This is a genomic window from Modestobacter roseus (genome assembly GCF_007994135.1).
Taxonomy (GTDB): domain Bacteria; phylum Actinomycetota; class Actinomycetes; order Mycobacteriales; family Geodermatophilaceae; genus Modestobacter; species Modestobacter roseus.
This window is the reverse complement of record NZ_VLKF01000001.1, coordinates 1197839-1220245: the sequence shown is the minus strand read 5'-3', so window position 1 is coordinate 1220245 and position 22407 is coordinate 1197839. Positions and strand designations below refer to the sequence as shown.

The 22407-nt window shown below is 74.6% G+C and carries 22 protein-coding genes; 4 read left to right on the top strand and 18 right to left on the bottom strand.

From position 1 onward, the window contains the following. Nucleotides 1-7: 7 nt before the first annotated feature. Nucleotides 8-1315: an ABC transporter substrate-binding protein gene (locus JD78_RS05860; protein WP_228395307.1), complete on the bottom strand. Its 1308-nt coding sequence runs from the start codon at nt 1313-1315 to the stop codon at nt 8-10. Nucleotides 1316-1632: 317 nt separating this feature from the next. Between JD78_RS05860 and JD78_RS05855 the strand changes: the two genes are divergently transcribed. Together JD78_RS05855 and JD78_RS05850 are read left to right on the top strand one after the other, a co-directional pair. After that, nucleotides 1633-2631 (top strand): LacI family DNA-binding transcriptional regulator, encoded by a 999-nt coding sequence (locus JD78_RS05855; protein WP_153361616.1) that lies wholly within the window; start codon nt 1633-1635, stop codon nt 2629-2631. Nucleotides 2632-2747: 116 nt separating this feature from the next. Then, nucleotides 2748-5099 carry a beta-xylosidase/alpha-l-arabinosidase gene (locus tag JD78_RS05850; RefSeq protein ID WP_208103994.1) on the top strand — a complete coding sequence of 784 codons (2352 nt, stop codon included), beginning with the start codon at nt 2748-2750 and terminating at the stop codon, nt 5097-5099. A gap of 89 nt (nt 5100-5188) precedes the next feature. Here JD78_RS05850 and JD78_RS05845 read toward each other — a convergent pair whose 3' ends face one another. The 10 genes from JD78_RS05845 to JD78_RS05800 all read right to left on the bottom strand — a co-directional run bounded on the left by JD78_RS05845 (nt 5189) and on the right by JD78_RS05800 (nt 13398). Then, a complete protein-coding gene (locus tag JD78_RS05845) occupies nt 5189-6031 on the bottom strand; it encodes a pseudouridine synthase (protein WP_153361615.1) in 843 nt (280 codons plus the stop codon). Nucleotides 6032-6238: 207 nt separating this feature from the next. Next, on the bottom strand, nt 6239-6457 hold the full coding sequence (locus tag JD78_RS05840) for a hypothetical protein (protein WP_153361614.1): 219 nt from the start codon (nt 6455-6457) through the stop codon (nt 6239-6241). Between the two features lie 409 nt (nt 6458-6866). Further along, nucleotides 6867-7805: an SMC-Scp complex subunit ScpB gene (gene scpB, locus JD78_RS05835; RefSeq protein ID WP_153361613.1), complete on the bottom strand. Its 939-nt coding sequence runs from the start codon at nt 7803-7805 to the stop codon at nt 6867-6869. Then, nucleotides 7802-8632 carry a segregation and condensation protein A gene (locus JD78_RS05830; protein WP_153361612.1) on the bottom strand — a complete coding sequence of 277 codons (831 nt, stop codon included), beginning with the start codon at nt 8630-8632 and terminating at the stop codon, nt 7802-7804. The genes scpB and JD78_RS05830 overlap by 4 nt, the downstream gene beginning before the upstream one ends. 43 nt (nt 8633-8675) lie before the next feature. Further along, complete coding sequence (locus JD78_RS05825; RefSeq protein WP_153361611.1) at nt 8676-9020, bottom strand: hypothetical protein; 345 nt, start codon at nt 9018-9020, stop codon at nt 8676-8678. A gap of 36 nt (nt 9021-9056) precedes the next feature. After that, nucleotides 9057-9587, bottom strand: coding sequence for a hypothetical protein (locus tag JD78_RS05820; RefSeq protein ID WP_153361610.1), 531 nt, complete (start codon nt 9585-9587; stop codon nt 9057-9059). Further along, the gene (locus tag JD78_RS05815; protein ID WP_153361609.1) at nt 9584-10504 is read right to left on the bottom strand and encodes a ParA family protein; all 921 of its coding nucleotides are present in this window, start codon (nt 10502-10504) and stop codon (nt 9584-9586) included. Before JD78_RS05815 ends, JD78_RS05820 begins: the two co-directional genes overlap by 4 nt. Nucleotides 10505-10732: 228 nt before the next feature. Continuing rightward, entirely contained in the window at nt 10733-11647 is a 915-nt protein-coding gene (gene xerD / locus JD78_RS05810) for a site-specific tyrosine recombinase XerD (protein WP_153361608.1), read from the bottom strand. 38 nt (nt 11648-11685) lie between these two features. Further along, nucleotides 11686-12801, bottom strand: coding sequence for an alanine dehydrogenase (gene ald, locus JD78_RS05805; RefSeq protein WP_153361607.1), 1116 nt, complete (start codon nt 12799-12801; stop codon nt 11686-11688). Between the two features lie 156 nt (nt 12802-12957). After that, nucleotides 12958-13398 carry a winged helix-turn-helix transcriptional regulator gene (locus JD78_RS05800; protein ID WP_153361606.1) on the bottom strand — a complete coding sequence of 147 codons (441 nt, stop codon included), beginning with the start codon at nt 13396-13398 and terminating at the stop codon, nt 12958-12960. Nucleotides 13399-13511: 113 nt separating this feature from the next. Between JD78_RS05800 and JD78_RS05795 the strand changes: the two genes are divergently transcribed. Beyond that, the gene (locus tag JD78_RS05795; RefSeq protein ID WP_166521024.1) at nt 13512-14384 is read left to right on the top strand and encodes an aldo/keto reductase family oxidoreductase; all 873 of its coding nucleotides are present in this window, start codon (nt 13512-13514) and stop codon (nt 14382-14384) included. Nucleotides 14385-14388: 4 nt separating this feature from the next. Here the strand turns inward: JD78_RS05795 and JD78_RS05790 are convergent, their stop codons facing one another. Then, a complete protein-coding gene (locus JD78_RS05790; RefSeq protein WP_153361604.1) occupies nt 14389-14928 on the bottom strand; it encodes a dihydrofolate reductase family protein in 540 nt (179 codons plus the stop codon). Further along, entirely contained in the window at nt 14925-15857 is a 933-nt protein-coding gene (locus JD78_RS05785; RefSeq protein ID WP_153361603.1) for a helix-turn-helix domain-containing protein, read from the bottom strand. The genes JD78_RS05790 and JD78_RS05785 overlap by 4 nt, the downstream gene beginning before the upstream one ends. 132 nt (nt 15858-15989) lie before the next feature. On the opposite strand from JD78_RS05785, the gene JD78_RS05780 reads away from it, so the two are divergent. Beyond that, nucleotides 15990-16667 (top strand): hypothetical protein, encoded by a 678-nt coding sequence (locus JD78_RS05780; protein WP_153361602.1) that lies wholly within the window; start codon nt 15990-15992, stop codon nt 16665-16667. Here JD78_RS05780 and JD78_RS05775 read toward each other — a convergent pair. The 5 genes from JD78_RS05775 to JD78_RS22025 form a co-directional block, all read right to left on the bottom strand. Next, nucleotides 16652-17065, bottom strand: a complete 414-nt coding sequence (locus tag JD78_RS05775) for a GlcG/HbpS family heme-binding protein (RefSeq protein ID WP_153361601.1) — start codon at nt 17063-17065, stop codon at nt 16652-16654. The genes JD78_RS05780 and JD78_RS05775 overlap by 16 nt on opposite strands. A gap of 67 nt (nt 17066-17132) precedes the next feature. Next, nucleotides 17133-17717 carry an NUDIX domain-containing protein gene (locus tag JD78_RS05770; protein ID WP_153361600.1) on the bottom strand — a complete coding sequence of 195 codons (585 nt, stop codon included), beginning with the start codon at nt 17715-17717 and terminating at the stop codon, nt 17133-17135. Continuing rightward, on the bottom strand, nt 17717-19438 hold the full coding sequence (locus tag JD78_RS05765; RefSeq protein ID WP_243730986.1) for a CTP synthase: 1722 nt from the start codon (nt 19436-19438) through the stop codon (nt 17717-17719). The genes JD78_RS05770 and JD78_RS05765 overlap by 1 nt, the downstream gene beginning before the upstream one ends. After that, nucleotides 19422-21788: a hypothetical protein gene (locus JD78_RS05760; RefSeq protein ID WP_153361599.1), complete on the bottom strand. Its 2367-nt coding sequence runs from the start codon at nt 21786-21788 to the stop codon at nt 19422-19424. The genes JD78_RS05765 and JD78_RS05760 overlap by 17 nt, the downstream gene beginning before the upstream one ends. Then, nucleotides 21785-22360 carry a glycosyltransferase family 4 protein gene (locus JD78_RS22025; protein ID WP_243730985.1) on the bottom strand — a complete coding sequence of 192 codons (576 nt, stop codon included), beginning with the start codon at nt 22358-22360 and terminating at the stop codon, nt 21785-21787. The genes JD78_RS05760 and JD78_RS22025 overlap by 4 nt, the downstream gene beginning before the upstream one ends. Nucleotides 22361-22407 lie beyond the last annotated feature (47 nt).

The following is a 22407-nucleotide window of genomic DNA, read 5'->3' as shown; positions in this document are numbered from 1 at the left end:
CGATCTCTCAGTCGGCCAGGGCGTCGACGAAGCCCTGCGCGTCGACCTCACCCAGGAAGAACTGCGACAGCTGCTCCAGCATCTCGGTCGCCTCGTCGGAGGTGAGGTCCTGGTCCCACGAGAGCTGGAAGTTGTTCGCGTCCCGGGCGGCGTCGTAGACGAACGTCGCGTGGTCACCGTTCTCGGTGGCCGCGAGCTGGTCGCGGATCCCCTCGATCGGGGGCACGTCGCCGGCCTCGATGAGGTCGTTGATGTACTCCTCGTTGGTGAGCTGCGTCTCCAGGTACTCCTGCGCCGTCTCCTTGTTGTTGGAGTCCGACGTCAGGGAGTAGAAGTTCGACACGTTGCCGACCAGGTTCGACGGGTCGCCCTCGCCGCCCTCGATCGCCGGGAACACCGTCCAGCCCAGGTCGCCGCTGTTGACGAAGTCCGGGCTCTGACCCAGCTGGTTGGTGTACTCCCACGAACCCATCAGGTGGAAGCCGGCGTCGCCCTGGGCGAGGATCGTCGAGGCACCACCGACGTCGTAGCCGACCGAGGCGAAGTCGGTGCCGAACCCGCCGCGCTGGATCAGCTCCTGCAGCATCGTCATGGCCTCGAGCACCTCGGGCTGGCTCCAGCCGCCCTCCGCGTCGTCCCGGATGTTCTGGAAGACCTGCGGCCCGCCGACGCGGTCGAGCACGTACTCGGCCCACATCAGCTCGGTCCACGGCTGGTTGCCGGCCAGGGCGATCGGGGTCTTGCCGGCCGCCTTCAGCTGGTCGACCGCGGTGAGCAGCTCGTCCCAGGTGGTCGGGACCGAGACGCCGGCCTCGTCGAGGACCGCCTGGTTGTAGTAGAGGATGACCGGCTGCATGCCGCGCATCGGCAGGCCGTAGTTCTTGCCGTCGAGCTCGGCACCCGCGAGGACGCTCGGCAGGAAGGCGTCGCGCAGCTCGGGGTTCTCGTCGAGCAGCGGGGTCAGGTCGTCGACCTCACCGGCGTCGACGTACTCCTTGAGGTTGCCACCGCCCCAGTTGAAGAACAGGTCGGGGGCGTCGGGGCTGCCGATCGCGATCCGGAGCCGCTGCTTGTACGGGTCGTTGCCGAACGTCGTGAGCTCGGCGTCGCCGGTCTCCGACTGCTCGTTGAAGCGCTCCATGGAGCCTTCGAGGATCGGCTGGAGGGCCGAGTCCTGCAGGGCCCAGATCTGGGCGGTGTCGCCGCCACCGCCACCGCCACCGCCGGGGCCCGAGGACCCGCAGGCGGCCATGGAGCCGATGAGGACGAGGGACGTGGCCGATGCGGCCACACGGGTCAGACGCCGGGAGTTCATCCCACGCACCTTCCTGTTTCGTCGTTGAAAACCGAAAGTTTCGGGCAGTTGCGAGAACGTAAGACACGTCACCGGACGTGTCAACGACGGGGGTCGGACGCGGCGAAACGGTGTCCAAGCCGTGACATTCGCCTCCGTGTTCCCAGTCTGTACCCGTTGTGACGAACCGTGTCGGCCGGGGAGTTTCGATAATTGCTGATGTGTGGCTAGCATCCCCTTCCACGCCGACAGCGACGCCGGCCCGCCCGGTGCTCCCTGCCGCGGGCGAGCCTCCCGACGCAGCCGGCGCCCCCATGCCGAACCCGGGAGGACCGACGGTGGCTGCCCCACAGGTGGGCCGACCCACGCTGGCGAGCATCGCCGCGGCGGCCGGCGTCTCGCTGCCGACCGTCTCCAAGGTGGTCAACGGCAAGCAGGACGTCGCCCCCGCCACGCGGGCGCACGTGCAGAAGGTGCTCGAGCAGCACAACTACGTGCCGCTGAACCGCAAGGCCCCCGAGAGCCTGCTGGTCGACGTCGTCTTCACCGCCCTGGACAGCCCGTGGGCGATCGAGATCCTGCGCGGGATCACCGAGAGCGGGCTCGAGGTGGTGGTCAACGCGCTGAGCCAGTCCCCCGGCACCGACTGGGTGCAGCAGCTGATCGCCGGGGGGCGCCGCGGGGCCATCGTGGTCACCTCCCGGCTCACCCCGGCCGACCAGCGCCGGCTGGGCCGCTCCCGGCTGCCGGTGGTCGTCATCGACCCGGTCGACATGCCCGGCCAGGACGTCCCGAGCGTGGGCGCCACCAACTGGGCCGGCGGGCTGGCCGCCACCGAGCACCTCATCGAGCTGGGGCACCGGCGGATCGCCGCCATCGGCGGGCCGGAGCCCTACCTGTGCAGCCGCGCCCGCCTCGACGGCTACCGCGCCGCCCTGGACCGGGCCGGCATCGGCGTCGACCCGCAGCTGCTGCGCCACGGCAACTTCCACCACGAGGGCGGCTACGAGCAGGCCCGCCGGCTGCTGGAGCTGCCCGACCCGCCCACGGCGGTGTTCGCCGGCAGCGACGAGCAGGCCTTCGGGGTCATGGAGGCCGCCCGGCAGGCCGGGCTCTCCGTGCCCGGGGACCTGAGCGTGGTCGGCTTCGACGACCTGCCGATGGCCCGCTGGTCCTCACCGCCGCTCACCACCGTCTGCCAGCCGCTGGCCGACATGGGCCGGATGGCCGGCCGGGTGCTGACCGAGCTGATCACCGGTGCCGAACTGGCCACCCAGCGGGTCGAGCTGGCCACCCACCTGGTCACCCGCGCCTCCACCGCACCGCCCCGTACCTGACAGCCGGACCTGACCGCCGGCGGCCCCGCCCGCGACCGCTCGACCCCGCTCGACCCCGGACCACCCTGCGCACACCCGGACCACCCTGCTCAACCCGGACGACCTGGAGCACCACCGTGACGAACCCGACCGACCAGCACCCCGCCGCGGAGCCCGCCGCCGGCTGGCGCGACCCCGCCCGCCCGCTGGACGAGCGGGTCCGCGAGCTCATGGACGCCATGACCCTCGAGGAGAAGGTCGCCCAGCTCTACGGCGTGTGGACGGCGATCTCGGAGGGCGAGGAGGTCGCCCCCAACCAGCACGAGTTCGCCGAGCCGCTGCCGCCGTGGGAGGAGCTCACCAAGCCCGGCCTCGGTCAGCTGACGCGCGTGTTCGGCACCGGACCGGTCGAGCCGGAGACCGGCGCCCGGGTGCTGGCGCAGACCCAGCGCGGCATCGTCGAGGGGTCACGCCTGGGCATCCCGGCGATCGCGCACGAGGAGTGCCTCACCGGCTTCACCGCCTGGCAGGCCACGGTGTTCCCGATCCCGCTGGCGTGGGGAGCGTCCTTCGACGCCGAGTCGGTGCACGCCATGTCCCGCGGCATCGGTGACCTGATGCGGTCGGTCGGGGTGCACCAGGGCCTCTCCCCCGTGCTCGACGTCAGCTTCGACCACCGCTGGGGCCGTACCGAGGAGACCATCGGCGAGGACCCCTACCTGGTCGCCGCGCTGGGCACCGCCTACGTGCGGGGCCTGGAGGACGCCGGGATCGTCTCCACCCTCAAGCACTTTGCCGGGTACTCCGCCTCCGGCGCCGGCCGCAACCACGCCCCGGTGCGGATGGGCCCGCGTGACTTCCGCGACGTCGTCCTGCCGCCGTTCGAGACGGCGCTGCGCGAGGGCGGCGCCCGCTCGGTGATGAACTCCTACGCCGCCGTCGACGGCGTCCCCCCGGCCGCCGACCCGGCCCTGATGACCGACCTGCTCCGCGGCACGCTGGGCTTCGACGGCACCGTGGTCGCCGACTACTTCGCCGTCTCCTTCCTGGAGACGACCCAGGGCGTGGCCGCCGGCCCCGGCGAGGCCGCCGCGCTGGCGCTGACCGCCGGCATCGACGTCGAGCTGCCCACCGTGCGCTGCTACGGCGAGCCGCTGCTGGAACGGATCCGCTCCGGCGAGGTGCCGATGGCCGTCGTGGACACCGCCCTGGAGCGGGTGCTGCGGCAGAAGGGCGAGCTGGGGCTGCTCGACGCCGGCTGGGACCCCGAGCCGCAGGCGCTGCGCGCGGGCACCACGATCGACTTCGACCCGCCGCACATGCGGGCGCTGGCCCGCACCATGGCGGAGCGGTCGGTCGTGCTGCTGGACAACCGGGCCGGCGCCCTGCCGCTGACCGCCCCGGCCACGCTCGCCGTCGTCGGCCCGGCCGCCGACGAGGTGCTGTCGCTGATGGGCTGCTACGCCTTCCCCAACCACGTCGGGGTCGCCCACCCGGACATGGAGCTGGGCATCGAGCTGCCCACACTGCTCGACGCCGTCCGCACGGAGTTCCCCGACGCCGAGGTGACCACCGCCCAGGGCTGCCCGGTGCAGGAACCCGACCGCAGCGGCATCGCCGACGCCGTCCGGGTGGCGCAGGACGCCGACGTGGTGCTGGCCGTGCTCGGCGACATCGCCGGGCTGTTCGGCCGCGGCACCTCCGGTGAGGGCTGCGACGCCGACGACCTGCGACTGCCCGGCGTCCAGGGCGAGCTGCTCGACGCGCTGCTGGAGACCGGCAAGCCCGTCGTCGTGGTGCTGCTCACCGGCCGCCCCTACGCCCTGGGTGGCGTGGTCGACCGGGCCGCCGCCATCGTGCAGGCGTTCTTCCCGGGCGAGGAGGGCGCCGGCGCGGTCACCGGGGTGCTCAGCGGCCGGGTCAACCCCTCGGGCAAGCTGCCGGTCCAGGTGGCCAGCACGCCCGGTGGTGCCCCGAACACCTACCTGCACGCGGCGCTGGGCGCCAAGAGCGGGATCAGCGCCGCCGACCCGACCCCGGTCTTCCCCTTCGGCCACGGCCTGTCCTACACCTCCTTCGCCTGGGAGGACGGCGTGACCGGCGCGGCCGAGCTGACCGCGGACGGCGAGGTCACCGTGTCGGTGACGGTGCGCAACACCGGCGACCGGGACGGCGCGGAGATCGTGCAGCTGTACCTGCACGACCCGGTGGCCAGCGTGGTGCGCCCGGTGCGTCAGCTCGTCGGCTTCGCCCGCGTCGAGCTGGCCGCCGGCGCCGCGGCGCAAGTGACCTTCACGGTGCACGCCGACCGGACCTCGTTCACCGGCCGGGACATGCAGCGCGTCGTCGAGCCCGGTGACCTGGTGTTCCAGCTGGGCGCCTCCAGCGAGGACCTGCGCTTCGAGCTGCCCGTGCGGCTGACCGGCGAGACCCGCGTGGTGGGCACCGACCGGGTGCTCAGCACCCCGGTGGAGGTCCGCTCCCTGTGACGGCCGGAGGGGCGGCTGTCCTGCGACGGCCGCCCCTCCTGGCGTTCTCCCGACCGCCGGTGTCCCTCAGGGGCACCGGCGGTCGGCGTTCACAGCCCGACGAGCTCGTGCAGCGCGCCGACCTCCTGACGGGTCAGCTTCCGGATGGTGCCGATCCGCATCCGGGCCAGGTCGACCGGGCCGACGGCGGTCCGGGTGAGCCGGTTGACCGGCAGCCCGACCTCGGCCAGCAGCCGCCGGACGATGTGCTTGCGGCCCTCGTGCAGCACGACCTCCACCACCGACTGGCCGGCGTGGGTGTCGACGACGGAGAAGGCGTCGACCTTGACCGGGCCGTCCTCCAGCTCGATGCCCTTGCGCAGCCGCTTGGCCATGTCCCGCGGCACCGAGCCGCTGACCTGCGCCAGGTAGGTCTTCTTCACGTTGTAGGACGGGTGCGCGAGCCGGTGGGCCAGCTCGCCGTCGGTGGTGAGCAGCAGCAGGCCCTCGGTGTCCTGGTCCAGCCGGCCGACGTGCACCAGGCCCGCGGCGAGGTCGCCCATCATGTCGCCGACGGTGGGCCGGTTCCGGTCGTCGCTCATCGCGGTGATCACGCCGGAGGGCTTGTTCATCGCGTAGGTGATCTTGTCGTTGCGGATGTCGATCCGCCGCCCGTCGACCGCGATGACCGCGGTGTCGGGGTCGATCCGCATGCCCTGGGCCATGACGACGGCGCCGTTCACGCTGATCCGGCCCTCGTCGATCATGTCCTCGCAGACCCGCCGGGAGCCGATGCCGGCCCGGGCGAGGACCTTCTGCAGCCGCTCGCCGGGGCGGTCGTCGTCGGGCTCGGGGCTCTCGCGGTCGCCGGGGTGGGCGGGGGCGAGCTCCATCTCCTCGGACCAGCCCTCGCCGCCCGCGGTCGGGGACTCGTCGTCTGCGTGCGTGTTCATCCCCGCCAGTCTCCCACCTGAGACCCCACGGTGATCACCACCGTCATCTGCGACAGGAAGCCAGCCGGGGCCGTTGGACTGCACACTGCCCCACCAGGCTGATCCGTTGCTCTCATCGACCGGTACGAGTCGTCGCCACGTCCCCAGCACGGTGTCCCGTCCCGGTGCGATGACGATCGTCCGAGCAGCCCCGTCCCGTCCACCGCATCAGCCCATGAACCTCAGCAGGCCGACCGTGATGAAGAAGCAACCCGCGATCACGGAGACGACTCGGGAGAACTCTCGGTAGAACCGCCGTTTCCCGGAACCCTCGGGGAGACCGCGAGCTTCCGCGAAGGACGCTTCCCCTGATTTCGCGAGCTTGCTGTTGGCCGCGATGACCGCGAGTCCGATCACGATGATCATGACGTTCAGAGCGATCTGCACTCGGGCTCACCTCTTCCGGTTGCGGAAGTAGATGACGGCCAGCGTGATGGCGATCAGGACGAAGAGGAGCAAGAAGATGATGGCGTAGGACCCACTCACGGGCTGGCCGGCCGGTATCGCCAGCCACATCAGACGCCGCTCCTGGAAACGGACGATCCACGCTCTTCGCCGGTCGCAGCACGGCCTCGATCTCGCGTCACCGCGCCCATGCTGCCAGTAGGGCACCCGTCCCCTCAGCCATTGCACGTCCCGAGGGCTGACCGCTGGATCGGCGACATCGCCGAGAGCGTGCAACTCCTGACCCCGTACTGGTGCACTCGTCACGGTCCGGCCAGGCTCGCACGGGTCGTCTCGGGGGAGCGCCACATGTTGCGGTCGACACGACGAACTCGGCGCCGCACGCTCCGGGTCACCGCTCGGGGTGCTCGTCCAGCATCGAGCGGGTGTCGGGCACCAGCGGGGCCAGCGGCGGCAGCTCGTCCAGGCCGGTGAGGCCCAGGCGCTCCAGGAACAGCGGCGTGGTCACGTACAGGCCGCCCCCGGTGTCGGGGTCGGAGCCGGCCTCCCGGATAAGCCCCCGGGTCACCAGCGTGCGGACGACGGCGTCGACGCCGACCCCACGGATCGCGGAGACGCGGGCGCGGGTGACCGGCTGGCGGTAGGCGATCACCGCGAGCGTCTCCAGCGCCGCCTGGGTGAGCCGGCTGCGCTGCCCACCGAGCAGGTGCCGCTCGACGACCGGGGCGTGCTCCTCCCGGGTGTAGAGCCGCCACCCCTCCCCCACCCGGCGCAGCACGACCCCGGCGCGCCGGGCGTCGTAGTCGGCGCCGAGGTCGGCCAGTTCCGCGCGCAGCCGCAGCACCGAGCAGCGCATCGCCGCGGCGAGCGTGCCCTCGTCCAGCGGGGCGTCGGCGACGAACAGCAGCGCCTCGAGCCCACCGCGGAGCGCGACGGCGTCCAGCGGTGGGGCGTCCAGCGGCAGGGCGTCCAGCGGCAGGGCGTCCAGCGGCAGGGCGTCCAGGGCCGGTTCCGGCGTGGCGGTGGGCTCCTCCACCGGCATCTCGGGTTCGGGGACGACCTCCAGCTCGACAGGCGGGGCGGCCGGGCCACGCTCGAGCGGTCGCACCGGCCCGTCGACGGGCGCGGGCCCCTCCGGCGGCGCACCGTCCTCGACGGGTGTGCCCAGGCCGGCGGCCAGCTGGGCGGCGATGGCGTCCCAGCTCTCGACCGGCGGCTCATCGTCCTGCGCGGCGGCGGCGAACTCCGCGGCGAGGGCGTCCCAGGAGAACTCCGGTCGTTCCTCGGGTGCCGTGCCGTCGTCGTCCCCGGGGTGTCCGGGCCCGCTCACGCGTACTCCTCCACCCGCTCGTCGGCGTCGTCGTCCAGCCCGGGGAGGCGGCCGTCGACCAGCTGCGGGCCGGTCCACCGCACGTGCAGCTCCCCCAGCGGGACGGCCTGGTCGAAGGTGACCAGCTGCTGGCGGTAGAGCTCCAGCAGGGCGAGGAAGCGGGCGACCACCTCCAGGGTGTGCGCGCAGTCCCGGCTCAGCCCCCGGAAGCTCGCCGTCCCGGCCTCGGCGAGCCGGGCCCGCACCAGCACCAGCTGCTCGGTGAGGCTGACCGCCGGCGCGTGCAGGTGCGAGACGCTGACCGTGGGCGGGGGCTTGGGGGTGAGCGCCTGGGCGGCGAGCGCGGCGAACTGCTCCGGGCTCACCCCGAGCAGCACCTCCGGCAGCAGCTCGGCGAAGCGCGGTTCCAGCGCCGCCTCCCGGGGGAACCGGCGGGCCGCCACCGCCTCCCGTTCACGGAGGAACTGGGCGGCCTGCTTGTAGGCGCGGTACTGCAGCAGCCGGGCGAAGAGCAGGTCGCGCGCCTCCAGCAGCTCGAGGTCGTCCTCGTCCTCGACGTCCGCGGCCGGCAGCAGCCGGGCGGCCTTGAGGTCCAGCAGGGTGGCGGCGACGACCAGGAACTCGCTGGCCTGGTCCAGGTCCAGCTCGTCGCCGAGCGCGCGCAGGTGGGCGATGAACTCGTCGGTCACCTGCGACAGGGCGATCTCGGTGACGTCGAGCTTGTGCTTGCCGATCAGCTGCAGCAGCAGGTCGAACGGGCCCTCGAAGTTGGTCAGCCGGACGGTGAACCGACCGTCCGGGACCACCTCCGGCGCCGTCGTCGTCACGTCCCGAGCCTAGAGCGCCGGGGTGACGGAACCGGTCACGCGCTCACGCGCGCGGCCACCGTGGCCACTCCAGCCCCAGGGAGCCGATCCGCACCGGCTCGGTGGTGTCGCGGGTGGCGATGACCTCGTCGAGGTGCACGAGCAGCAGGGTGAACCCGGCGGACTCCTCGCTGTGGCCGGGCCACAGGACGTCGCGGCAGTCCGCGCCGAGGGCGGTCACCGCCGCCTCGAGATCAGGCTCCTTCGTCCGGAGCACGACCGGGTGGTCGAGCCCCTGGGGGTGCAGCGTGATCTCCGCCGACCGGTGGCCGCCGAAGCGCACCGCGACCTCCCGGTCGCCCCTCCGCAGCCGGCGCACGAGCTCGTCGGTGAACGGGGCCGCGGGCACCGGGTCAGCGTAGGACCGGCGCCCGCGGCGGTCAGCTCACTTGCGCAGGCGGCGGACGAGGACGGAGTCCTCGGCGTGCAGCTCGTAGTCCGAGAGCAGGACCGCGATCGCCTCGCGGACGATCCGGCCCCGGTCGGCGACGACGCCGTGCTGGCCGCGCAGCGTGAGCCGGGCGGACTCCAGGGCCAGCAGCTCCTCGGCCGAGCAGTAGACGGTGATCTTCTCCTCGTGCCGCGTGCGACCGCGGTCCGCGCGCTGGCGGGGGGCTGCCTGGGCGGGCGCGGCAGGTGCGGCGGGCAGCGTCGCGCGGTGGCCGGCGAGCTCGTCGACGACGATCCGCGGCGCACCCCCGGCGACGTCGGGCACCAGGGTCAGCGGCGCGGCACCGGGCTGCGGCGGGGTGGCCTGCGGCTCGGCGGCGGGCTCCGCCCGGGTCCCGCGCAGCGCGGGGGACGCCTGGGCGGCGGCCAGGGTCGACAGCTCGGTGACCGGCGCGGAGGGCGCGGCCGGGGTGTCGGTGCGGCGGAACAGTTCGCTCGCGCCAGGCAGGACGGGGCGCCGAGTCACAGGGCGATGACCTCCTTGGCCAGGTCGCGGTAGGCCGCGGCACCCGACGACGTGGGCGCCCAGGTGGTGATGGGCTGCCCGGCGACGGTCGTCTCCGGGAACCGCACGGTGCGGCCGATGACGGTCTGGAAGACCGTGTCGCCGAAGGCCTCGACCACCCGGCTGAACACCTCGCGGCAGTGCACGGTCCGCGTGTCGTACATGGTGGCGAGGATGCCGGAGACCTCCAGGGCGGGGTTGAGCCGCTCCTTCACCTTGTCGATCGTGTCGACCAGCAGCGCGACGCCGCGCAGGGAGAAGAACTCGCACTCCAGCGGGATGATCACGCCGTGCGCGGCGGTCAGCGCGTTCACCGTGAGCAGGCCCAGCGAGGGCTGGCAGTCGATGAGCACGTAGTCGTACTCCGCACGGATCGGACCGAGCACCCGCATCAGCGTCTGCTCGCGGGCGACCTCGCTGACCAGCTGCACCTCGGCGGCGGACAGGTCGATGTTGCTGGGCACCAGGTCCAGGCCGGGCACGCCCGTGGCCACCCGCACGTCGGCCAGCGACGTGCCGGGCTCCATCAGGGCGTTGTAGATGGTGCGGTCCAGCTGCTGGGCGGGGATGCCCAGGCCGACCGACAGCGCACCCTGCGGGTCGAGGTCGACCAGCAGCACCTTGCGGCCCTGCTCGGCGAGCGCCGCACCCAGGTTGATGGTCGAGGTGGTCTTGCCGACCCCACCCTTCTGGTTGCACATGGCGATGACCCGCGCCGGCCCGTGCTGCGTGAGCGGCTTCGGCGTGGGCAGCTTGCGCTGCCGCGCCTTCGCCGGGTCGACCCGGCTGGCCGGCGCCCCCATCTCGGCATCGCCGGCCGGGGCCCCGCCGTACGGGAGCGCGACCGCGCGCCCCGCCGCCTCGGCTCGTGTCGACATGGTGTGCGCCCTCTTCCCTCGCTGGTGCCGGCCGGCGTCGTCCGCCGGCCCCGGACCCGCGGCCACCGGACGGCGGCCGCGTCGGGAGACCTCGCGGCGCGGCGGGGGGAAGCCCCGCACCGATCTCCCACTCCCCCTCTCGGCAGCCGGGGAGGGGGACGTGACCGGTTGGCGGTCGAGTTGTCGACAAATCTGCCGACGGGCCCGGCGGGCGGGTCCGCGGGTGGGTCAGCGCAGCGCGCGGGGGTGGCTGGTCGCGTAGACCTCGCGCAGCCGCTCGACGGTGACCAGCGTGTACACCTGCGTGGTGGTCACCGAGGCGTGGCCGAGCAGCTCCTGCACCACCCGGACGTCGGCGCCACCGTCGAGCAGGTGCGTGGCGAAGGAGTGCCGCAGGGTGTGCGGGGAGAGCTCCGCGGAGATGCCGGCCCGCTCGGCGGCGTCCCGCAGGATCGTCCACGCGCTCTGCCGGGACAGCGAGCCGCCGCGGGCGTTGAGGAACAGCGCGCCACCGCGCACCCCCGACCTCGCCTTCTGGGCCAGCGCCGGCCGGGCACGGACCAGGTACTCCTCGACGGCGCGGACGGCGTAGCTGCCCACGGGCACGACCCGTTCCTTGCCGCCCTTGCCGGCCAGCCGGACCGCGGCGGCGGACAGGTCCAGGTCGTCGACGGCCAGCCCGACGGCCTCGGAGATCCGCGCGCCGGTGCCGTACAGCAGCTCCAGCAGCGCCCGGTCACGCAACCCGCGCGGCCCCTCCAGCGAGCCGGCGGCGGTCAGCAGCGCCTCGATCTCCTCGACCGGGATCGCCTTGGGCAGCCGGCGGGCCGGGGCCGGTGGGCGCACCTCGGCGGCGACGTCGTCGGGGACGAGCCCGTCGAGCAGCGCGAACCGGTGCAGCCCGCGGACGGCGACCACGGCCCGCGCCGCCGAGGTCGCCGACAGCGGAGGGTGGTCCTCGTCGCCGGCCCGCAGCGCCACCAGGAACGCCGCGACGTCGGACTCCCCCACCTCCCCGAGCCCGCGCACGCCGGTGGCGGCCAGGAACTCCGCGTACCGGCGCAGGTCGCGGCGGTAGGAGGCGATCGTGTTGGCGGCCAGGCCGCGCTCGACCGTCAGGTGGTCCAGGTACCCGGTGACCACCCGCTGCACGTCGGGGCCGGCCCCCGTCTGGACGACCGTCAGGACAGCACCTCCGCCAGCGGCTCCCACCGCAGGCCGTGCGCGGCGGCCACGCCCTCGTGCACCAGCCTGCCGGAGGCGACGTTGACCCCGCGGGCCAGCGCCGGGTCCGCCGTCACCGCGGCGTCGGTGCCGTGGGCGGCGAGGGCGAGCACGTACGGCAGGGTCACGTTGGTCAGCGCGTAGGTGGAGGTGTGCGGCACCGCGCCGGGCATGTTGGCCACGCAGTAGAAGACCGAGTCGGCGACGCCGAACGTCGGGTCGTCGTGCGTGGTGGGCCGGGTCGACTCGAAGCAGCCGCCCTGGTCGACGGCGATGTCCACCAGCACCGACCCGGGCTTCATCCGGCCGACCAGCTCGTCGCTGACCAGCGTGGGCGCCTTGGCCCCGGGCACCAGGACGGCGCCGATCACCAGGTCGGCCTCCAGCACCGCCCGCTCCACCTCCAGCGCGTTGGAGGCGACCGTCTGCAGGTGCCCGCGGTAGAGCCGGTCGGCGGCGCGCAGCTTCTCCAGGTCCCGGTCGAGCACGGTGACCTGGGCCTGCATGCCCAGCGCGATCGTGGCCGCGTTCATCCCCGAGACGCCCGCGCCCAGGACGACGACCTTCGCCGCGTGCACCCCGGACACCCCGCCCAGCAGCACGCCGCGCCCGCCCTGCGCCCGCTCCAGCGTGTGCGCCCCGACCTGGGGAGCCATCCGGCCGGCGACCTCCGACATCGGGGCGAGCAGCGGCAGCGCCCCGCCGTCGGTCTGCACCGTCTCGTAGGCGATCGCGGTGGTGCCCGCGGCGATCAGCGCGTCGGTGCAGGCGCGGGAGGCGGCCAGGTGGAGGTAGGTGAACAGGGTCTGCCCGGCCCGCATGCGGCCGTACTCCTCCGCGACCGGCTCCTTCACCTTCAGCAGCAGGTCGGCGTCGGCCCAGACGTCGTCGGCGGAGGGCACGATCCGGGCGCCGGCGGCGGTGAAGTCGGCGTCCGGGATCGACGACCCGGCGCCGGCGTCGCGCTCGACGAGCACCTGGTGCCCGGCGGCGACCAGTTCGGTGACGCCCGACGGCGTCAGCGCGACCCGGTACTCACGGTTCTTGACCTCTCGGGCGACACCGACCCGCATGGTCCCCACTCCCCGTCTCGGCGGGCGTCCCCCGGGGTGCCGGTGGTGCCACCGCATCGTGGGCGGCCCGGTCGGGGCGCGCCTCCCGGCGGAGTCTAGGTCCGGCCGGTGCCGCAGGTGTGTCCACCGCCACCCGGGCCGGTCGATGTCCCCGCCTCAGGTGACCCGGGCGTCGTACCGGGCGCGTTCGGCGAGCACGTCGTCCATGTGCGCCTGGGCCCATGCCTTGAGCCCGCGGATCGTCCCGTACAGCGAGCGGCCGAGGCCGGTCAGCTCGTAGCTGACGGTGACCGGCACCGTCGGCGTGACGCTGCGGGTGAGCAGGCCGTCGCGTTCCAGGGCGCGCAGTGTCTGGGTGAGCATCTTCGGGCTGACCCCGGCCAGCGCCCGGGCGAGCTCGGAGTAGCGGAGCGGGCGGGGCGCACCGCCGGCCTCGGTACCGGGGCCGGTCGGGCCGCCGCCCAGCGCGCAGAGCACCAGCGCGACCCACTTGTCCGAGATGCGGTCGAGCAGCTGCCGGCTCGGGCAACCCGCCAGGAACGCGTCGTACTCGACCTTGCCCTGGGCCCGCTGCTGGGCCGCGGTCGTCGTCGTCATCGCCTGCTCCTCACCCGGGGGTGCCCTACGCACCTCGAAGTGCGCACTTCCCGTCGGGAAGTGTCCTGGTCAGGATGGCACGTGACATCCGCACCGCACGAGAGGGAACGACCGTGACCACCAGCTCCACCACGCTCCCCGGCGGCACCTGGTCGATGGGCGACCGGACCGTCACCCGGTTCGGCTACGGCGCCATGCAGCTCGCCGGCCCCTGGGTCATGGGCCCGCCCGCCGACCACGACGGTGCGCTCGCCGTCCTCCGCGAGGTCGTCGACCTGGGCATCACCCACCTCGACACCAGCGCCGCCTACGGACCCCACGTCACCAACCGGCTGATCCGCGAGGCGCTGCACCCCTACCCGGACGCCCTGCTCGTCGCGACCAAGGTCGGCGCCGACCGGGACGCCCAGGGCGGCTGGCCACCGGCCCGGCGGCCGGCGGACATCCGGCGTCAGGTGCAGGAGAACCTCGACGACCTCGGCGTCGACTCGCTCGACCTGGTGTACCTGCGGCTCGGCGACGCCGAGGGACCCGTCGCCGGCTCGCTCGCCGCGCCGTTCGAGACGCTCGTCGAGCTGCAGGAGCAGGGCCTCGTCCGCCACCTCGGGGTGAGCAACGCGACGGCCGAGCAGGTGGCCGAGGCCCGCGCCATCGCCCCGATCGTGTGCGTGCAGAACATGTACAACCTGGCCCACCGCGCCGACGACGAGCTGGTCGACGCCCTGGCCGCCGACGGCATCGCCTACGTGCCGTTCTTCCCGCTCGGCGGCTTCAGCCCGCTGCAGTCCGCGGCGCTGTCCGCGGTCGCCGACCGGACGGGGGCCACGCCGATGTCGGTGGCCCTGGCATGGCTGCTCCAGCGCTCCCCGAACGTGCTGCTGATCCCCGGCACCTCGTCGGTCGCGCACCTGCGGGAGAACGTCGCCGGCGCGGGGCTCCAGCTCGCCGCCGACGACGTCGCCGAGCTCGACGCGATCGGCCGCTGAGCGCTCACGCCGGGGCAGGGGCCGGGGCGACGGCGTAGCGGACGACGACGAACTCGCCGTTGCGGGCGCACTCGAGCACCTCCAGCTCCACCCGGCGCGGCAACAGCGGCGCTCCACCGCCGAGGGTCACCGGCGCGATGGACACCACCACCTCGTCGAGCAACCCGCGCTCGGCGAACTGGCCGACCAGGTCGCCGCCGCCGACCAGCCAGACGTCCCGGCCGCCGGCGGCGGCGACCATCGCGGCGTGCACCTGGGCCGGGTCGTCGGCGGTGAACCGCAGGTCCGCGCCCGGGGGTGCGGTCAGCTCCCGGTGCGTGAACACCCACGCCGGCCGCTCGGGCAGCCAGTCCGGGTCGTGCTCCCGCACCCACAGGTAGGTGGTGGCGCCCATGGCCAGCGCGCCGACCCCGGCGAGGAAGCCGGTGTAGCCCATCGGCCCGTCCGCGTCGTTCTCCCGGCTCAGCAGCCAGTCCAGCGAGTGGTCGGCGGTCGCGATGAAGCCGTCCAACGAGGTGGCGGTGTAGTAGACGGTCCGGGTCATGTCGTCGTCCTCCTGCTCAGCCACTCGATCGGGTCGCCGCTGTCGACCGGCACGCCGGCCGCGCGGAGCCAGTGCCGCGCCAGCAGCCGCCGGTGCGCGCCGAAGGTCAGCACGTGCGCCACGACGCTGCCCAGCACGAAGGTCTCCGGCGGGTCGCAGAGCGCGTCGACCAGCCGGTCGCCCCAGGCGCCGCGGCGGGAGACGTCGCGGACGAAGGCCAGCCAGCGGGGCGCGGCGTCGTCGTGCCGGGCGAGCAGCGCGGCCGGGTCGTCGGCACCGCGGGCGGGGTGGTCGGCGCCCTCGACCGAGGCCAGCCACACCTCCGTCGTCCACACCAGGTGCTCCAGCACCGCGGCGAGCGACTCCTCGGGACCGTCCCAGGGCAGCACCTCCAGCCCCGCGGCGCGCGGTCGCCGGTACTCCTCCGCGGCGAGCCCGGCCGCCGTCTCCAGCAGCGCCCGGGTGTCGTCCAGGGCGTGCTGCACCAGCAGGGCGGTGACCTCGTCGCCGCCCCGGGCGCCCTCGCCGCCGGTCACCCACAACGAGGTGGGCGGGTGGAAGTGGATGCCGTTCGGTGCCGGCAGCCAGTGCCCGTCGCGTGCCGCCGGCGGCACGCGACGGCCCGGGGCGTGACCGAAGGCGCGGGTGAACGCCCGGCTGAAGCCCTCCACCGACTCGTACCCGGCGGCGAACGCGACGTCGGTGACCCGGGCGCCCTGCTGCAGCTGCCAGGCCGCCCGCTCCAGCTCCACCCGCCGGCGCAGCGCCACCGGCGACTCCCCCGCACCCCGGGCCACCTGCCGGCTGAAGTGCCAGGGCGAGGCGAAGGCGTCCCCGGCCATCTCGGCGAGGGTGCGGTTGTCCTCGTCCAGCACCGCGTCCAGCAGCTCGCGCAGCCGGTCGCGTCCGGCCGGCACCTCCTCGGTCATGGGAGCAGTCTCCCGACCCGCCGGGTGCCCGCGCCCGACCGTTCTTGCTCGGATCGCCGTTCCTGCCCCGGTGCCGCAGGATCCCGGGGACCCCCTCGCTGGACCTCCCGCCCGACCCCCTGGAGCTGCCCCGTGCGCCTGTACGCCGACCGCCCCACCCGCCGGGCCCGTCAGATGGCCGGCGACCTCGCCCTGCTGCTGTGGGTGGTGCTCTGGGTGCTGGTCGCCCGGACGGTGCACGGCGCGGTGCTGGTCCTGGCCGAGCCGGGGCGGGCGGTGGCCGGGCTGGGCCGCTCGCTGTCCGGGGCGATGGACTCCGCCGCCGGCGCGGCCGAGGACGTCCCGGTCGTCGGTGACGAGCTGTCCGGGCCCTTCGCGGCGATCGGGCGGGCCGGTGGTTCGGTGACCGGCGCCGGGCACGCCTCCTCCGAGGCCGTGCACACCCTGGCCGCGCTGCTGGCGGTGACGCTCGTGGTGCTCCCGGTGGGCTGGCTGCTGGCCCGCCGGCTGCCGGCCCGGCTGCACTGGGTGCGGGAGGCCGGCGCCGCGGACCGGCTGCTGGGCACCGGCGCGGTCGAGCCGGCCGACCTGGAGCTGCTCGCCGCCCGGGCGATGGCCACCGCCCCGCTGCCCGAGCTGGCCCGCCTGCCCGTCGGCACCGGAGCGCGGTGGCGCAGCGGCGACCCGGCGGCGGTCCGGGCCCTGGCCGGGCTGGAGCTGCGCCGGCTGGGCCTGGACCCGGGCCCGGACCTGGACCTGGACCTGGACCTGGATCTGGACCCCATCCGGGCGGGTCAGTCCACCGAGTAGCCGCAGGCGGTGACGGCGGCCGCGCAGGCCGCCTCGTCCTGGGCGCCGCTGCCCCCGGCCGCGCCGATCGCGCCGACGAGGGCGCCGTCGGCGTGCACCGGCACGGCGCCGGTCTGCGGGGTGTAGCGGCCGCCGGTCATGGTGGTCAGCGCCGAGACGAAGTTCGGCATCGACTCCATCCGGGTCTTCTGCACGTCGGTCGGCACCCGGAAGGCGACCGACGTCCAGGCCTTGCCCTGCGCCACCTCGGGGGTGATCCACGGGGCGCCGTCCATCCGGGCCACGGCGAGCACGTGACCGCCGGGGTCGGTCACCGCGAAGGACATCGGCACGCCGATCCCCTCCGCCTCCGCGCGGGCGGCGGCGATCAGCTCCAGGGCCTGGTCCAGGGTCAGCACCCCACCACCCTGTCCCCCGCTGCGCCTGCCGGGCAACCCGTGCCCCCGCCGGGCGGGGGCACGGGTGTCAGTCGGCGTCGACCGGGCGCAGCCGGGGGCGGGTGGCCCGGGCCTGTGCGGCGGCGAGGATGCCGATGACGGCCAGCGCGTTGCGGATCGTCCCGTCGAACACCTGCTGGACGGCGTCGGCGAGCGGCACCCGCTCGACGGTCATGTCCAGCTCCTCGTGCTCCACGGTGAAGCCCTCGGGCCGGTCGACCGGGGAGAGGCCCTCGGCCAGGTAGACCAGCACCTTCTCGTCGCAGAAGCCGGGCGTGGAGTACGCGGTGGCCAGCAGCGACCAGTGTTCGGCGGCCAGCTGCACCTCCTCGGCCAGCTCCCGGCGGGCGCCCTCGACCGGCGGCTCGCCGTCGACGTCCCGCAGCCCGGCCGGCAGCTCCCACAGGTGCTCGCCGAGAGGGTGCCGGTACTGGCGCAGCAGCACCACCCGGTCCTGGTCGTCGATCGCCACGACGCCGACGGCGCCCGGGTGGTGGACGACCTCGCGCACGCTCTCCGCCCCACCCGGCATGGCCACGGTGTCCCGGCGCAGCGAGATGACCCGCCCGGCGTAGACCTCCTCCGACGCGAGGACCTCGTAGGAGTGGCTCATCAGATGCCCACGTGCTCGTCCTCGGGCACCGGCAGCCGGGCCGCGTCCTGGTAGGTGGCCGCGGCCTGCACGAAGGCGGCGAACAACGGGTGCGGCCGGGTGGGCCGGCTCTTCAGCTCCGGGTGGGCCTGGGTGCCGACGAAGAACGGGTGCACGTCGGCGGGGAGCTCGGCGAACTCCACCAGCGTCCCGTCCGGGGAGGTGCCGGAGAACACGAGGCCGGCCTCGGTGAGCCGGTCGCGGTAGGCGTTGGCCACCTCGTACCGGTGCCGGTGCCGCTCGGTGATCTCGGTCGACCCGTAGGCCGCGGCCACCACCGAGCCCTTGGCCAGCGCGGCCGGGTAGCTGCCCAGCCGCATCGTGCCGCCCATGTCCCCGCGCCCGGCGACGACGTCCAGCTGGGTGGCCATCGTGGAGATGACCGGGTCGGGGGTGCCCGGGTCGAACTCGGTGGAGTTGGCGCCGGTGATGCCGGCCAGGTTGCGGGCGGTCTCGATGACCATGCACTGCAGGCCCAGGCACAGCCCCAGGGTGGGGATGCCGTTGACCCGCGCGTGCCGGATGGCCCCGAGCTTGCCCTCGATGCCGCGCACGCCGAAGCCCCCGGGGACGCAGACCCCGTCGACCCCGGCCAGCGCTGCCGCAGCACCCTCCTCGGTCTCGCAGTCGTCGGAGGGCACCCAGCGCACCTCCACCCGGGACCGGTGCGCGAACCCGCCGGCCCGCAGCGCCTCGGTGACCGACAGGTAGGCGTCGGGCAGGTCGATGTACTTGCCGACGAGGGCGATCGTCACCGTCTGCTTCGGCTGGTGCACGCGGTCGAGCAGGTCCCCCCACACCGTCCAGTCGACGTCCCGGAACGGCAGGCCGAGCCGGCGGACGACGTAGGCGTCCAGGCCCTCGCGGTGCAGCACCTTGGGGATGTCGTAGATCGACGGCGCGTCGGGGCAGGAGGTGACCCCCTCGGCCTCCACGTCGCACATCAGGCCGATCTTGCGCTTGATGCCCTCGGTGATCTCCCGGTCCGACCGGCAGACCAGCGCGTCGGGCTGGATGCCGATGCTGCGCAGCGCCGCCACCGAGTGCTGGGTGGGCTTGGTCTTCAGCTCACCGGAGGGGGCGATGTAGGGGATCAGCGAGATGTGCAGGAAGAAGCAGTTGTCCCGGCCGATCTCGTGCCGCACCTGCCGGGCGGCCTCCAGGAAGGGCAGCGACTCGATGTCGCCGACCGTGCCGCCGACCTCGGTGATGACGACGTCGACGCGCTCGGGGCCCTCCGCCACGGCCATGATCCGCGACTTGATCTCGTTGGTGATGTGCGGGATCACCTGCACGGTGTCACCCAGGTACTCCCCGCGCCGCTCCTTGGCGATGACGTCGGAGTAGACCTGCCCGGTGGTCACGTTGGCCCGGCCGGTCAGGTCGGTGTCCAGGAAGCGCTCGTAGTGCCCGATGTCCAGATCGGTCTCGGCGCCGTCCTCGGTGACGAACACCTCCCCGTGCTGGAAGGGGTTCATCGTCCCCGGGTCCACGTTGAGGTAGGGGTCCAGCTTCTGCATCGTCACCCGCAGCCCCCGGGCGGACAGCAGTGCACCCAGTGAGCTGGCCGTGAGGCCCTTGCCCAGCGAGGAGACCACGCCGCCGGTGACGAAGACGAACTTCGTCGGCTGCGAGTTGGGGAGAAGGGATCCGCGGTTGCTGTTCTCAGCCAGTCGACCCACGGACGCCCACGTTAACACGCGGGTCACCGCCCTCCGGCGCCCCTCCCGGGGCGCTCCCCGCCGGGGTCGCACCGGCCTCCTGCGCTGCCGGGGTGCCGGCGGCCAGCCAGACCAGCAGCGGCACCAGCACGGTGGCGGCGGTGGCCGGCAGGGCGACGCCGCTGTCGTTGACCAGGGCGCCGACGGTGAGGCTCAGCGCCACCGCGGTGAGCCCGGCTCGCAGCACCCGCAGCCGGGCGCCGCCGAGCCCACCGGGCCGCCGGCCGGGGCCGCTGCGCAGCAGCCCGCCGGGGCGCAGCAGCCACACCGCCGCCGCCGCGGCGACCAGCAGGGTCCAGGACAGCGGGCTGCCGGTGAGGATCGCCAGGTTGGCGGTGGCCTTGCGGCTGACCACCGTCCACGCCTCGCCGTCGAGCAGTTGCCCGACGAACCGCCCCAGGTGCGTGCGCTCGTCGGCCGCGCGGGTCCAGTCCAGCACCGCCACCGAGCCGACGACGACGACGGCCGCGGCGAGCACCAGGACCAGCCGGACGACGGTCACCCGCACCCGGGCCAGCAGCATCCCCAGCACCACGAACCCGGGGACGGCGGCCAGCACCCCACCGAAGTCCCGACCCAGCCCCGGCGCGCCGATCAGCGCGACGGACACCACCCCGGCGGCCAGCACCGGCAGCGCCCAGCGGGTGCGCGAGGGCTCGGGCACGCGACCGGCCCACCAGGCGGCGGCGCAGGCGGTCAGCAGCAGCGAGCTGACCGCGAGCAGCCCGAACGTCAGGTTGCCGTACCCGGTGAACCGGCCGGCGACGATCGCGTCGTAGCCGAGCAGGCCGTTGAGCTCCAGCGGCGAGCCGGCCAGCACGTCACCGACCACCGTGACCAGGGTGACCACCAGCACCGCGGCCGGTGGCCCCAGCCGGCGGTGTCGCCACGGCCCGGCCGCGGCGAGCACCCCGACGGCCACCGCGGCGACGGCCACGCTGAGCGCGAGGGTCACCCGGGGGCTCCCCGTGCGCTCCCAGGGCACGACGCCGGCCAGGTAGGTGGCCACCGGCACCGACGCGACGACCAGCGCGGCCAGCCGCAGCCCGCTCCGCGCCCGGCCGGCGAGGGCGGCGCGGGGACGGCGCAGCCCCAGGAGCAGCAGCGCGGCCGCGAGCAGCGTCCCGTCCAGCGCCACGAGCGTCCAGAAGAAGGTGCTGGTGCTGCGGTAGTGCACGACCGCGCGGGTGTTCGCCCGCTCCAGGACCTCGATCGCCTCGGCCAGCGGTGGGCGTTCCCCGGCCACCCGCATCGGTTGCCCGTTCATCGACGGCGGGCGCTCCACCCCCAGTGCCCGCAGCACGGTGGGGGCGACGTCGATGAGCTGGGTGAACGGTGCCCGACCGGTGCTCGCCGAGCTGAGCCAGCTGGGCTCGAAGCCGGGCCCGGAGACGATCCCCACGTGCAGCTGCGGGCGGCCGTCGTTGACCTCGGAGACGCCCTGCAGCACGAGCAGGGTCTCCCCCGGCAGCCCGGCGACCGCCTCGCGCAGGGCGCCGACGGCGGCGTCGACCTGCCGCACCGCCCACGGCCGGGCGTCGGCGCGGGTGCCGGTCTCGGTCTCGGTCTGGCTGGAGCTGCCGGCATCGGTGAGGGTGTCGAGGGAGACCAGGGTGAGCGGGCACCGGGCGAGCAGCGCCGCGAGCTCGGCCGGGTCGTCGGGGAGCCGGTCGGTGACGGTGAACCGGCTCTCGGGGCCGGCGACCGCCAGGGAGGCGGCGCGCCCGACGGCGGTGCTGCACTCGACGGCGTCGCCCAGCGCACCGGCCTGGGCGCCGAAGCGGGTGGTCGCCGTGTCGGCGGTCACCCGCTCCACGGTGCGTTCCGGTTCGGCGAGGCCGACCTGGGCGACCTGTTCCTCCAGGCCGCAGAAGGACAGGGAGGTGTCCACCGGCTCGGCCGCCGGGTCGCCCGGCTCGGCGCCGTCCTCCTGCTCCTCGGGCACCGGGGCGCTGGGCAGCGGCACCGGCGGGATGGGCTCGAACGGGCCGGGGTACCGGGCCCGGTTACCCGCGCCCAGCGTCGCCCAGCCGTCGAGCAGGCAGGTGGTGGACCGGGCCGCGCGGACCGAGACCGCCGAGATCCCGGAGTCCTCGGCCAGCGACCACAGCTGCGGGGTGGTCTCGGGGTCCAGGTCCGACCACAGCAGACCGGCCACCCCCACCACCAGCACCCGGTCGGCCCGCCACTGGTCCGCGACCTGGTCGTCGCTCGGATCGCCGTCGGCGGCGGCTGCCGGGCCGGCCAGCAGCCCGGCCAGCAGCGCCAGCAGCAGCGCCAGGACGGTGGCCGTCCGGGCCCCGCGGGTCACCCGCGCCGCCCCGGCGGGTCGGCGAGCAGCTCCCGGTACAGCGTCACCAGCTGGGCCGCGGTGGCCGCCTCGTCGGGCCAGGTCGCGGCCTGGCGCGGCCCGTCGGCGCCCAGCCGGGCGGTCCGGGCCGGTTCGGTGAGCACCCGCGTGACGGCCTCGGCGAGCGCCTCGGCGTCCCCGACCGGCACGAGTTCGGCGGCGTCGCCCACCAGCTCCGGGATGCCGCCCACCCGGGAGGCGACCAGCGGCGTGCCGGCCCGCAGCGCCTCCTGGGCGGTGAGCGACCGGGCCTCCCACACCGAGGGCAGCACGCAGACGTCGGCGGCGCCGAGCAGGTCGGCGACGTCGGTGCGGCGGCCCAGCAGGGTGACCGGCAGCTGCTCGGCCCGGATCCGGGCGGCGAGCTCCTCGTGCAGCGGGCCGTCGCCGGCGATCGCCACCAGCGGCGCCGGCTGCAGCCGCGGGTCGGCGACCCAGCGGGCCACGGCGTCGAGCAGCACGTCGTAGCCCTTCTGCGGGTGCAGGCGGCCGATGGCGACCACCAGCGGGCGGCTGTCGTCCTCCAGGCCCACCTCCCGGCGCACCTCCGGCCGGGGCGCTGCGGCGCCGGCAGCGGGGG

Excerpts from the sequence above, each read along its gene's own strand:
- JD78_RS05860 (WP_228395307.1), bottom strand. The coding sequence starts at position 1,315 with ATGAACTCCCGGCGTCTGACCCGTGTGGCCGCATCGGCCACGTCCCTC.
- JD78_RS05790 (WP_153361604.1), bottom strand. The coding sequence starts at position 14,928 with ATGACCCGGACCGTCTACTACACCGCCACCTCGTTGGACGGCTTCATC.
- JD78_RS05845 (WP_153361615.1), bottom strand. The coding sequence starts at position 6,031 with ATGAACACGCACGCAGACGACGAGTCCCCGACCGCGGGCGGCGAGGGC.
- JD78_RS05785 (WP_153361603.1), bottom strand. The coding sequence starts at position 15,857 with ATGACCGAGGAGGTGCCGGCCGGACGCGACCGGCTGCGCGAGCTGCTG.
- JD78_RS05800 (WP_153361606.1), bottom strand. The coding sequence starts at position 13,398 with ATGACGACGACGACCGCGGCCCAGCAGCGGGCCCAGGGCAAGGTCGAG.
- ald (WP_153361607.1), bottom strand. The coding sequence starts at position 12,801 with ATGCGGGTCGGTGTCGCCCGAGAGGTCAAGAACCGTGAGTACCGGGTC.
- JD78_RS05815 (WP_153361609.1), bottom strand. The coding sequence starts at position 10,504 with ATGTCGACACGAGCCGAGGCGGCGGGGCGCGCGGTCGCGCTCCCGTAC.
- JD78_RS05770 (WP_153361600.1), bottom strand. The coding sequence starts at position 17,717 with ATGAGCCACTCCTACGAGGTCCTCGCGTCGGAGGAGGTCTACGCCGGG.